General features: G+C 66.8%; 11 protein-coding genes and 1 riboswitch. Of the genes, 8 read left to right on the top strand and 3 right to left on the bottom strand.

The genetic code is table 11. The features are described from left to right. Nucleotides 1-2 precede the first annotated feature (2 nt). Nucleotides 3-2135 (top strand): chorismate-binding protein, encoded by a 2133-nt coding sequence (locus BLT71_RS20045; RefSeq protein WP_091724222.1) that lies wholly within the window; start codon nucleotides 3-5, stop codon nucleotides 2133-2135. A gap of 28 nt (nucleotides 2136-2163) precedes the next feature. Here BLT71_RS20045 and cls read toward each other — a convergent pair whose 3' ends face one another. Beyond that, complete coding sequence (cls, locus tag BLT71_RS20050; protein WP_091723640.1) at nucleotides 2164-3603, bottom strand: cardiolipin synthase; 1440 nt, start codon at nucleotides 3601-3603, stop codon at nucleotides 2164-2166. A gap of 129 nt (nucleotides 3604-3732) precedes the next feature. On the opposite strand from cls, the gene BLT71_RS20055 reads away from it, so the two are divergent. After that, complete coding sequence (locus BLT71_RS20055; protein ID WP_091723641.1) at nucleotides 3733-4662, top strand: aminodeoxychorismate lyase; 930 nt, start codon at nucleotides 3733-3735, stop codon at nucleotides 4660-4662. Between the two features lie 60 nt (nucleotides 4663-4722). After that, a complete protein-coding gene (locus tag BLT71_RS20060) occupies nucleotides 4723-5187 on the top strand; it encodes a pyridoxamine 5'-phosphate oxidase family protein (RefSeq protein ID WP_091723643.1) in 465 nt (154 codons plus the stop codon). A gap of 17 nt (nucleotides 5188-5204) precedes the next feature. Here BLT71_RS20060 and BLT71_RS20065 read toward each other — a convergent pair whose 3' ends face one another. Continuing rightward, nucleotides 5205-5909, bottom strand: coding sequence for a TetR/AcrR family transcriptional regulator C-terminal domain-containing protein (locus BLT71_RS20065; RefSeq protein ID WP_091723645.1), 705 nt, complete (start codon nucleotides 5907-5909; stop codon nucleotides 5205-5207). Nucleotides 5910-6135: 226 nt separating this feature from the next. Between BLT71_RS20065 and BLT71_RS20070 the strand changes: the two genes are divergently transcribed. Next, nucleotides 6136-6390 carry a hypothetical protein gene (locus tag BLT71_RS20070; RefSeq protein WP_091723646.1) on the top strand — a complete coding sequence of 85 codons (255 nt, stop codon included), beginning with the start codon at nucleotides 6136-6138 and terminating at the stop codon, nucleotides 6388-6390. Between the two features lie 92 nt (nucleotides 6391-6482). Further along, nucleotides 6483-7076, top strand: coding sequence for a GNAT family N-acetyltransferase (locus tag BLT71_RS20075; protein WP_091723648.1), 594 nt, complete (start codon nucleotides 6483-6485; stop codon nucleotides 7074-7076). A gap of 34 nt (nucleotides 7077-7110) precedes the next feature. On the opposite strand, the gene opgC is transcribed toward BLT71_RS20075, so the two are convergent. Beyond that, complete coding sequence (gene opgC, locus BLT71_RS20080; protein ID WP_091723649.1) at nucleotides 7111-9591, bottom strand: OpgC domain-containing protein; 2481 nt, start codon at nucleotides 9589-9591, stop codon at nucleotides 7111-7113. A gap of 239 nt (nucleotides 9592-9830) precedes the next feature. Further along, nucleotides 9831-9945: riboswitch (SAM riboswitch) on the top strand. Nucleotides 9946-9958: 13 nt separating this feature from the next. Between opgC and BLT71_RS20085 the strand changes: the two genes are divergently transcribed. From BLT71_RS20085 to BLT71_RS20095, 3 genes are read left to right on the top strand one after another with little or no spacing between them, the layout of a single operon-like run. Then, a complete protein-coding gene (locus tag BLT71_RS20085; protein ID WP_056081410.1) occupies nucleotides 9959-10237 on the top strand; it encodes a DUF1737 domain-containing protein in 279 nt (92 codons plus the stop codon). Then, on the top strand, nucleotides 10234-10644 hold the full coding sequence (locus tag BLT71_RS20090) for a rhodanese-like domain-containing protein (protein ID WP_056081412.1): 411 nt from the start codon (nucleotides 10234-10236) through the stop codon (nucleotides 10642-10644). The genes BLT71_RS20085 and BLT71_RS20090 overlap by 4 nt, the downstream gene beginning before the upstream one ends. Further along, nucleotides 10645-11853: an O-succinylhomoserine sulfhydrylase gene (locus BLT71_RS20095; protein ID WP_091723651.1), complete on the top strand. Its 1209-nt coding sequence runs from the start codon at nucleotides 10645-10647 to the stop codon at nucleotides 11851-11853. Nucleotides 11854-11909: the final 56 nt, after the last annotated feature.

The following is an 11909-nucleotide window of genomic DNA, read 5'->3' on the forward strand; positions in this document are numbered from 1 at the left end:
CCATGAGCCCAGCCCCCGTCATCATTGCCATTGACGGACGCTCGGGTGCAGGCAAGACCACCCTCGCCGTGGAACTGGCCGCGCGGCTGCGCGCCCGCCACAAGGTGTCGCTGTTCCACCTCGAGGACATCTACCCCGGCTGGAACGGCCTGGCCGCCGGCATCGAACGCTACGTCAGCACCGTCCTTGAGCCGCTCAGCCGCGGTATGGCCGCCACCTGGACCAGCTGGGACTGGGAAAGGCATTACGACGGCGACCCCCGGGTCACCCTTCCCGCCGAGATTGTCATCGTGGAGGGAGTCGGCGCCGCGGCCGCCGCAGCTCGGCCCTTCCTGGGCGCGGTCATCTGGGCGGACTCACCGGAGGAAGTCCGCCGCACCCGCGCACTGCAGCGGGACGGCGAAACCTACGAACCCTACTGGGACCAGTGGGCCGCCCAGGAGTCCGAATGGCTGGCCGGGGACGATGTTGCCGCTGCGGCGGACCTGCAGGTCCGGAACGTGGCGGACGGCAGCGCCCCGGAGGACGTCCTGCAGCTCCTGCCCTACCTCCCAGTGCTGGCACAGGTCCTCGCCCCCGAGCTGTCCGCCCGCCGGGGCCTGAGCCTCCGTGCGGAACGGCTCGAGGCACGCCCGCAGGCCGCCGAACTGTTCCGTGCCCTGTACGGCGGATCCGCCAACGCCGTCTGGCTCGACTCGTCCAATGCCGGGGCATCGCTCAACACGGGGCCGGCGGCGGGCGGGGACCCCGCCGATCCAACCGTCCGGACGGCCGCCGAACGCAGCCGCTTCAGCATTTTGGCGGACGACGGCGGCACGTTCGGCCAGTCCGTCACGCACCGGTCCGGGGCCAGCCACATCAGCGCTGGCTCGGTGACCGCCACAGTGGACGGACCGTTTTTCCGGTGGCTGGACTCCGTGTGGGGCCGCCGGGCGGTCCGCGCCCCGGAGGGCTACCCCGGAGAGTTCACCCTGGGATGGCTGGGCTACCTGGGCTACGAACTGAAACGGGAGACCGGCGGCACCGACGTTTCCGCGGCCACACCGGACGCCGCGCTGATCTTCGCCGGACGGGCTGTGGTCTTGGACCACGCGGACGGCACGGCATGGCTCCTGGCCCTGGACGCCCCGGACGCCGCCGAATGGCTGGATACTGCACGGGCAGCCGTGCAGGCCGCAGCAGCTGCACCCACCGGGTCGGACACCCAGGACGCCGCCGAACTGGCCGGCGCTGCCATTGTTGGCGGCAGCACCGGCGTCGGCGGCTCCTCAGTGCCCGTGTTCGCGAGCCGGGACAGCGGCGTGGCCTACCGGGCCAAAATCGCCGAGGCGCAGCGCGAAATCGCCGAGGGCAACACCTACGAAGTCTGCCTGACAACCACACTCGCGGCCCGTGTTCCGGCCGGTTCCCTGGACCCGTGGAACACGTACCTCGCCCTGCGCCGGCGGAACCCGGCACCCTTCGCCAGCTACCTGGCGTTCGACGGACTGGCGGTCGCCAGCACCTCGCCGGAGCGTTTCCTGCGGATAGCGGCCGACGGCGGGATGCGCGCCGAGCCGATTAAGGGCACCCGCCGCCGGGCTGCTGACGCCACCGAGGACGCCGCCCTGCGCACGGAGCTCGCCACCTCGCTGAAGGACCGGGCCGAGAACATCATGATTGTGGACCTGCTGCGGAACGACCTCAGCCATTTCGCAGTCCCCGGCTCCGTGACGGTGAGCCGGCTGTGCGCCATCGAAAGCTATGCCACGGTGCACCAGATGGTGAGCACCATCGACGCCACCCTGCCGCCGGGATCCCCGCGGGCCGAAGCCGTGGCCGCCTGCTTCCCGGCCGGTTCGATGACCGGGGCGCCGAAGATCAGCACCATGGCCATCCTCGACCACCTGGAAGCGGGCCCTCGCGGCATCTATTCGGGTGCCATCGGATACTTTTCGCTGAACGGTGCCACGGACCTGGCAGTCGCCATCAGGACCCTGGTGATCAGCGCGGACAACGACGGCACGGCGGAACTGACCCTCGGCGTCGGCGGCGCCATCACGTCCGATTCCGTGCCGGACGAGGAATACGACGAAATCCGCACCAAGGCCTACGGGGTGCTCTCAACCCTCGGCGCGGAATTCCCTGACCCCTAAAGCACCGGGCGGAGCTGGCTGGCCGGCTTTATTGGACGGTTGCCGTCAGCCGCGCCACGTTGTCCACATAGCGTGCGGCGAGCGGCCGGTTCAGCCAGTCTGACAGCCGCAGCTCATGGGAGATGTCCCGGTACGTGTTCTCCACCGCGCGCATCTTGGTCACGATGTCCGCGCCGAGCAGCATGACGGACACCTCAAGGTTCAGGGAGAACGAGCGCATGTCCATGTTGCTCGAGCCAAGGACTGCCACCTCGTCGTCGATGGTGAAGTGCTTGGCGTGCAGCACGAACGGCGCCTTGTACAGGAAGATCCGTACGCCGGCCTCGAGCAGCGCCTCGTAGTAGGACTGCTGGGCGTGGTGGACCAGGAACTGGTCGCCCTTTTCGGAAACGAACAGTTCAACGTCCACGCCGCGCTGGGCTGCCGTAGTGATGGCGTACAGCAGGGAATCATCCGGGACGAAGTACGGGCTGCAAATGGAAATCCGGTGCTGGGCCGAATAGATGAGGGTGTTGAAGAGCCGCAGGTTGTTCTCCGTGATGAATCCCGGGCCGCTGGGCACCACCTGGGCGGTGACGTTCCCCGGAGCCGTGTCCACCGGAAGCTGCAGCTGGTGCTCCAGCGACTCGTCGGTTTCGCTGAGCCAGTCGGTGGCGAAGACGACGTTCAGGGTGGTCACGATCGGTCCGCGGAGGCAGGCCATCAGCTCAACCCATTCGCGGCCGGCCTTGCGGTGGCGGGGGTTGTTGTAGGAGGGCTCAATGAGGTTCTGCGACCCGGTGAAGGCCAGCTCACCGTCCACCACCATGATCTTGCGGTGGTTCCGGAGGTCCGGCCTGCGCCACTGCCCGTGGATGGGCAGCAGCGGCAGCATGCGCTTCCACTGGATCTTGCCGGCTTTGAGGCGCTTGAGGAGGTTTTTGTAGCCCTTGACCCGCAGGGTGCCGATGTGGTCAAAGAGAACCCGCACTTCGACGCCGCGTTCGGCGGCTTCCTCGAGGGCGGTGAGAAGGTCATCGGTGATGTGGTCGGTGCTCATGATGTAGAACTCGGCGTTGACGAACTTCTTCGCCTTCCGCACCGCCTCGGTCATGGCAAAGATGGAGTCCGGGTAACCGGGGATGAGGTCCACCGTGTTGCCGTCCACCATGGGCAGCGAACCCAGCCGGCGGTTCAGTTCCCCGGCCGACTTCACCCACTCGGGGCCCTGGTAGTCGCTCTCAGCGTCCGAGAGGGCCGTGATGCCCGCCTGGACCCTCTCGTTGACTTGCTGCTGCTGCTCCCGGCGCCGGCTGGACAGCCGGAAGTTGCCGAAAAGCAGGAAGAGGACGATGCCCACGAATGGCACGAAGAAGATGCCCAGCAGCCAGGCCATGGCCGTGGTGGGGCGCCGGTTGCCCGGGATGATTCCCAACGCCAGGATCCTGATGGCGAGGTCTGCAACGCCCAGGATCACCACTACCCACATCGGCGCAGTGCCGGCAAGCGAAAATGGCCACAACACGAGATAACCCCCGGAAGATGAGCTCCCGGCGGACGGATTCCGTCCGGGCACTCCGCCCAGCTTATCCGCGCGGTACCGCACTAAGCTGGAGCCATGACCTCTCCCGCCCCCGTGGTACTCGTTTTCCTTGATCCCGCCTACCCCGATGGCCGGCCGGCCGACGCCTCCCAGCCGCAGCTGATGGTCACGGACCAGGGGGCCACCCGGGGGGATGGCATCTTCGAAACGATGCTCGCCGTGCGGGGGGCAGTCCGGAAGATCCAAGCCCACCTGGACCGCCTGGGCGGCTCCGCCGAAGCACTGGACCTCAACATCCCGGGGCAGGATGAGTGGCGGCGGGCCATCGCTGCCGCCATTGCCGAGCACCACGCACAGTACCCGGCCCCCACTCCGGGCGACGACGAACTGGTGGTCAAACTGGTGGTCACCCGCGGCGTAGAAGGCGCGGCCTCCCCCACCGCCTGGGTGCAGGTCTCCGCCGCGCCGGCCACCGGCCGCCGCCAGCGCGAAACGGGCATCGATGTCATCCTCCTTGACCGCGGCTACGACAGTGACGTTGCCGAGCGCGCACCGTGGCTGCTCATGGGTGCCAAGACGCTCTCCTACGCCGTCAACATGGCCGCACTGCGCCATGCCCGCAGACAGGGCGCCGACGACGTCATCTTCCTGTCCTCCGATGGCCGCGTGCTGGAAGGCCCCACGTCCACGGTGCTGCTGGCCCATGTGGAAAAATCCGGCGACGGCACCACCCTCAAGCGCCTCATCACCCCCCAGCTGGACAGCGGCATCCTCCCCGGAACATCCCAGGGCGCCCTGTTCACCGCAGCCAAGGCAGCCGGCTGGGAACTGGGCTACGGACCACTGGAACCGCAGGACCTGCTGGATGCCGACGCGGTCTGGCTGATCTCCAGCGTCCGCCTGCTCGCCCCCGTCAACACCATCGACGGCAAGCAGATCGGCACCCCGTCGCTGCAGAAGGAACTGACGGCCGAGCTCACCGGGCTTTACGCCGGAATCGAATAGCACTGAAACAAGGGGTGAAGTCCCTTTTCCGTGTCAGGCTTCGCCCGTAAGGTGTGGACCATGGACTCGCTCAAGCTGCCAATCGAAAACCTTTCCTTTGACGACTGCTGGGAACTTCTTTCAGGCGACACGCTGGGCAGGCTCGCCATCGTCGTCGACGGCCACCCCGAGGTCTTCCCCGTTAATTTCGTTGTCCACCGCCGGAGCATCGCCTTCCGCACGGCGGCCGGTTCCAAGCTGTGGGGCGCCATGATGGAACGCCCGGCGGCGCTGGAGATCGACGGCTACGACCCCGCCACGGAGCTTGCGTGGAGCGTGGTGGTGCGCGGCGATACCCAGGTCATTGAGGACCAGTCCGAAATAGACGCCGTGGACGGCCTGGGACTGGAGCCTTGGCAGCCTGGCGAAAAATCGAACTACATCCGGCTCAACGCCAAGGCCCTGACGGGCCGCAGGTTCCAGGTGAACCGGCCGGACGTCTGGAACACCCGGCTGCAGGACCGGCGGCGCGCCTCCTTCGAGTAGCCTTCGCCGGCCAGCAGTCAGGCCGTAGGCTGTACCGACAGTTCTGCTTCCAGACCGGTCAAAAGGATGGTGAGTCCCCTGTCCAGTTCCTCGGAGCCGTCGTAGTCTGCCAATGCAGGGGCCAGGGCGCGGAGCCGGGGAAAATCCTTGGCCGGAAGGCGGTGCAATCCAAGTCGGAGCAACACCTCGTTCTCCTCCGGATCCACCACGAATTCCTGTAGCTCATTGAGGATGTGTCCGTAAAGGAAGCCATAGTAGGCCCTGTAAACGTGCAGGGCCCCGGCTGGCGCAAATCCCGCTGCGATCAGCAGCGAAAGGATTTGCTCCAGTGGCCGGAGCGTGCCCAAGGGCCGAAGGCCCAACGGCGTGGACAGCGGCCTGGTAACGAGAAGCGGCACCACGTTGGGGTGCTCAAGGGCAAGGCGGCGCAGGCTGTGCGCAATGTGGCGAAGCTGTGCCTTCCAATCGGGATCGTCCGGCTGGACGGGGAGTTCGTCAAGAACCCGTTCTGCCACTCCGTCAAGCAGGGCCGCACGGTTTTCCGCATACCGGTACAGGCTCATGGGATCCCGGTCCAGCGCCTGGCCCAGGCGCCGCATGGTGAGGGCGTCAACGCCCTCGGCATCCACCAATTCCAAGGCTTTTGCGAGCACCCTCTCCTTACTGAGTGGGGCCTTCCGCCTTACGGAGGTGCCTGGGCCCGCGGCATCTTTGGGAGTCATGGTGTCCGTCCTTTAGCAGGCGCCGGCTTCCGGGAAAGGATAGTCCAGACGCTTGCTGTATTTGTAGTCTACGCGTAAAGTCTACAACGTAGACATGCGGCTGCGCGGCCCTTAGGCCAGATTGTAAGTGCCCCACCGTCACACTCCATCGCCCCGTGCAGGGCGCCGGAGGTTCGCCGCTATAGCCGAATGGCGACACCATTGCACTTAGCGAAGGGAAGCCGTCGTGGCCAATTCGCAGTTTGATCAGTTCCTCCAGGAAGCCACCTACCTCGACGAATCCACCGAACATGGCCTCAACCGTGACCGCCTGTTCGGGCTCTACACCAGCTGGTGCTTCATCAACCAGCACTCCCCGGGCGCTGAACCGCAGTTCTGGTCAGCCATGAAGCACCGGATCAACCCGCGGCACAACCGCCTGCGGATGAAAGGCCCGGCCGCTGCCGACTACATCGTCGCCAGCTATCCCGGCCTCGTATAAGACGAAACAAATGCTGTGGCACCAGGGTGCCACAGCATTTTTCGTGCGGTGCGGGCGGCAGGTATTGCCGGGCTGCACGGCACAATCGAAGGATGAACAATCCACACCCCACGCCCGTAGCCGAGCCAGAACAACTGCTCCACGGGGTTGGCATCCGGCTGCTCCACGCCGATGACGGGCACTCCCTCGCAGGGGCGTACGTCCGAAACCGACGGCACCTGGCCCCGTGGGAACCCCACCGGCCGGAGGCGTTCTACAGCGCCGAACGGCAGCGGGAGCTGATCCGGGCCAAGTGTGAGCAGCTGGAGTCAGGCACGGAGGTTCCCTGGGTCCTCCTCGAGGGTTCCGGTGGCTCAATGGCGGGCCAGCGCATCGTCGGAACCATCACCCTCACCGGAATCGTGCGGGGTCCGTTCCTCAGCGCCAACCTCGGTTACTGGGTGGACCACAGCCTCCTGGGGCGGGGCGTCGGCACGGCCGCTGTACGGTTCGCGGCCGGCTACGCGCAGAGAGAGCTTGGCCTGCACCGGATCCAGGCCGCCACCCTGCTGCATAACGCGGCATCGCGGCGGATCCTGGGCCGGGCAGGGTTCCGTGAAATCGGAGTCGCCCCGGAGTACCTGCAGATTGCCGGAATATGGCAGGACCACCTGCTGCACCAGCTCATCCTGCCGCACGGACAGTAACCGCGGGCGGCCACGCCGGGCTCCCGAACAGGTCCTAGGTGGGAATGATCCTGAAGAGGAACTTCGTCCGGACCATCGCCCACAGGAGCCCGAGGACCACGGCGTAGGCTGCGGTGTTGAGCAGCACGTTCTCCTGCTGCAGTGGGGGAATATTGGCCACCACGGCGATCAGCACCACATGCATGATGAACACGTAGAGCGTGGCGCGCCCCAGGGGGATCAGGAACCAGCCCAGCACCCACTCGATGGGTTTCCAGTACGCCGTCAGCAGCGCGTAGGCGGCCACCACCAGGATCAGTACGTTGAGCAGCCGGCCCGGAGCCAGGTAGGTGCGGGCGAACAGTGCGTCGTACATGGCCCGGTACGTCGTGTCCGGAATAAGGGCCAGGCGGACGTCGAAGCCGTTGGCCAGGTAGGGGTTGCCCCAGGACAGGAACGCGAACAGCAGCGCGACGGCGGTGCAAGCCACTACCAGCCACGTCCTCGCAGACAGCCACGCCACGATGGTCCGCCGGTGGTAGCCCGCCACGAGCCCGATAACGAACAGCACCTGCCAGACAAGCAGCGGGAACGAATCCTCGAACTGCGACGGCAGGAGCCGGAAGCGGGTGATGGAGCCGACCGCGTAGAGCCCCAGCGTTGCGGCCAGCACCCAGACGGCCTTGCCGCGGCTGAGCGCTGCGAGGATCAGCGGGCTGACCAGCAGCAGCACCACGTACAGGCCCATGACGTTGAACTGCCACGGCCCGAACTGCAGCAGGAGGACGGCAGGAAGAATCTGTGGCGGCACCGGGAACTGGAAGAGGGATTCCATCCCCGCATACAGGTCGTAGGTGCGGCCGGCGCCCTGGTGGCCGGCCCCGCCGGTCCCCTGGTCCACGAAAGTGGTGAGCGCCTCGGTCCGGAAAATGGGGAGGAGCGAAACCAGGAAGACGCCGATCAGGACCACCAGCGCCGTCAGGTACAGCTTGCCGGCGCGGCGGGACGTCAGGTCCAGCACGGTGCCGAAGTCCTCGCGCACCCGGGGGCCGTAGACCATGCCCACCACCAGCCCGGAGAACAGCACGAACAGTTCTGCGCCGCTGACGAAGCCAACTGCCTCCTGGGTCAGCAGCTGGAACAGCGATGTCATGCCCAAGTGGTTGACCACCACGAAGACGATGGCCATGCCGCGGAGCAGGTCCACCCGGGAATCCCGCTTGGAGGGGTCGGCGTAGCCCCAGGCGGTAGCGGCGTTCACCCTGCGGGGAACCTGCCACAGTGCCACCAGCAGGAGGATCAGCGCCGCGCCCACTGTCCAGGCTGCGGCGCCCGTCAGGGTGTTGGCCCGGACATAGCTGCCGCCTGTGCCTACTTCCGTGACGGGTCCGGTGACCATTGACGAATCCTTCAGCCGCGCGTGGGCAGCCTCGGCCACGGCAGAGTTGCCGGTCAGCAGCCAACTGATGCTCGCCACTCCAGTGTCCCGGGTGCTGGTCCGTTCGTCCCACACCACCAGCGCAGTCTTCTGGAACTCGGCGGACGTGGCGGCCCCCACCACCTGGTCGAACCAGCCGGCCTTGACGTCCACTTCGGAGGCGCCTCCGGAGGACGGGCTGTAGAACGCGGCGGTCTGCAGCACGAACGGCTTGCCGCGCCCGGCTGAATAGTCCCTGTAGAAGTTTTCCCCGCCGGAGGCTGTGAGCATCTCCCGCAGCTCGCCCGCCCTGGGTACCGTGTTCACCGCCGCCCCGCCGGCCGTATCGTCGTGGAAGGCGGTCAGGCCCACCCAGTCCACGGCGTCGTCGCCGGGGTAGTACGGTCCGTAGGCGCTGTCCGCCCCGTCCCAGGTTCCGTCACCGTTGGTGTCGAGCAATGCGAAACCCCCGCTGCCGGGTGCTGCCGCGTTCCGGCTCCGGGCGAAGGGATAGTCCTTGCCAAGGTACGGCTCCCACACCATCAGCGGACCGCCGTCGGACTTCTTGAACGCCGCGGACACCGCACGGAAGGCGTCCCGGTACGCGCCGGGTTGCTGGCCCCATTCCACCCAGCTGGCATTCATATCCGGGGCAAAACGGATCAGCACCTGCCCGGTGAAACCCGATGTCAGCCGCCGCACTTCCGCGGCAAAGGACGCTGCGGCAGCGTCATCAATCTGGTCGAGCGGCACAGTGGGCTTCACAGTGAACATCGCATGCGAACCCTGGAGTGACGCCTGCTCCAGGAAGCCCCGGAGGTTGTTCTGCTCCGAGGGGCGGTACGGCAGGGCGAGGTCGTGGCCGTAGGCGGCGGGAGATGCTCCAAGCCGTTCGGCGAAACCGGCAGCGGAATCTTCACCCCACTCCAGCACCGCGCCCAGCAGGGGTTTTCCCTCGTCCGGGTTAAGGTCGGCGGCGCTGGCGGCGCCTGCGGGCAGCACCACGGCACACGCTGCCAGAAGCACAACGGCAAGGAATGTCCACACCCTCGACGCGCCCGCGCGGAACGATTGGACCGAAGGTTTGGTGCGTCGTCGCGCGGATGTACGCATGCTCATGGAACCCCCCGGTGCCGAAGACCTGATGGGGCAGCGGCCCCACCTGTACTTTATCGGTCGAAGCCCGCCGGGAATGCATGCAGGAAGCAGCGTAAAACCCGCCCACCTGCGGCAATGCCGCCGTCGGGCGCTGCCCGGAAAGCGCCCGGCACGCCTGTGACCCTGTGTTTCCGGTTCAGTTACGGAAGATGACGACGGCGGCGGTGCGGCTCCCGGCGGCAGGTGTTACGTTTTTGGGGAGTAATGAGTACCGGCGCCAAGCCCTGACTGGCCGGTCGGCAACCCTCCTTCCACGGCGGGGTGCCTCAGGTGAATACTCGGCATATCGACCGATTCGAGCTGCAAGCGTGAGAGAAGGAGATCCGTCATGTCTGACGCACCTGTCCCTGAAGAGAAATTGTCCTACCGCCTGATCAGCGGCCCGGACGACCGCGCCTTTTGCGAGCGGATCTCGGCTGCCCTGGCGGAAGGGTACGTGCTGCACGGCAGCCCGGCAGTGACCTTCAACGGCAGCAGCGTCATCGTGGCCCAGGCCGTGGTGCTCCCGGCAGCCATCGCCTCCGCGGACGCCGCCGTCGCCACCGCTGTGGACCACCTGGAATCCGCCACTGAAGAACCCGAATTCGACGGCGAGGGCCACGCATGAGCTACGCAGGAGACCTGACACCCCAGGAGGCCTGGGCCAAACTGGAGCAGGGCGCCATCCTGGTGGATGTCCGCACTGAGGGCGAATGGGCGCACATTGGCATCCCGGACACCAAGGCCACGGACAACGATCCTCTGTTCATCCAGTGGACGTTTCCGGGCGGCATTCCCAACCCGGAATTCATAACCGACCTTGAGCAGCAGGGCCCGGAGAACCGCGGCACCGAGCTGCTGTTCCTGTGCCGCTCCGGGCAGCGCTCCATTGCGGCGGCTACGGCGGCAACCCGGGCGGGCTTCATCTCCTACAACGTCCTGGAAGGCTTCGAAGGCGAACCGGACCGTTACGGCGAACGCACCGTCAACGGCTGGAAGAACCGCGGCCTGCCCACCAACCTCGGAAAGAACTAAGTGACCTTCAACGAAGATGCCGCCGGCTGGAGCCCTGACACCCAGGCCGTCCGCGGGGGGCTGGACCGCACCAACTTCCAGGAAACGTCCGAGGCGATTTTCCTCAACTCCGGGTTCGTGTACGAGTCCGCCGCCGCTGCCGAACGCGCCTTCACCGGCGAAGACGAACGCTTCGTCTACTCCCGCTACGGCAACCCCTCGGTGGCCACGTTCCAGGAACGCCTCCGCCTGCTGGAGGGCACCGAGGCATGCTTTGCGACGGCGTCCGGCATGTCCGCCGTCTTCACGGCCCTCGGCGCGCTGCTGGCTGCCGGGGACCGGGTGGTGGCTGCCCGCTCGCTGTTCGGCTCCTGCTTCGTGATCCTCAACGAAATCCTGCCGCGGTGGGGCGTGGAGACCGTGTTCGTCGACGGCCCTGACCTGGACCAGTGGCGGTCCGCCCTGTCCGAGCCCACCACCGCTGTCTTCTTCGAGTCTCCTTCCAATCCCATGCAGGAAATCGTGGACATCGCGGCGGTCAGCGAACTTGCGCACGCGGCGGGTGCCACGGTGGTGGTGGACAACGTCTTCGCCACTCCGCTGCTGCAGCGCTGCGGCCAGCTGGGGGCGGACGTGATTGTGTACTCCGGCACCAAACACATCGATGGCCAGGGCCGGGTGCTGGGCGGGGCCATCCTGGGTACCAAGGAATTCATTGACGGTCCCGTGAAGCAACTGATGCGCCATACCGGGCCCGCCCTGTCCGCGTTCAACGCCTGGGTGCTCGCCAAGGGCCTGGAGACCATGGGACTGCGCGTCAGCCACTCCTCGGCCACGGCGCTGCGGCTCGCGGAATGGTTGGAGCAGCAGCCCGCCGTCAGCTGGGTGAAGTACCCGCTCCTGAAGTCCCACCCGCAGTACGGGCTCGCGGCCAAGCAGATGAAGGCCGGCGGCACGGTGCTGACGCTCGAACTGGCACCGTCCGGCGGCCGCACGGGCAAGGAGGCCGCGTTCGCACTGCTGGACGCGCTGCGGGTCATCGACATCTCCAACAACCTGGGCGACTCCAAGTCCCTCATCACCCACCCGGCCACCACCACGCACCGGGCCATGGGCCCGGAGGGCAGGGCCGCGATCGGCCTGACCGACGGCGTGGTGCGCCTGTCCGTTGGGCTGGAGGACGCCGAAGACCTCATCGGAGACCTGGAACAGGCCCTCAAGCAGATCTAGGGTGCTCCCGCTGCGGCGGCGCTGATCCGGACACGGACGGCGTCGCCGGCGGCGGG

This window comes from Pseudarthrobacter equi (assembly GCF_900105535.1).
In the GTDB taxonomy this organism is placed as follows: Bacteria; Actinomycetota; Actinomycetes; order Actinomycetales; family Micrococcaceae; genus Arthrobacter; species Arthrobacter equi.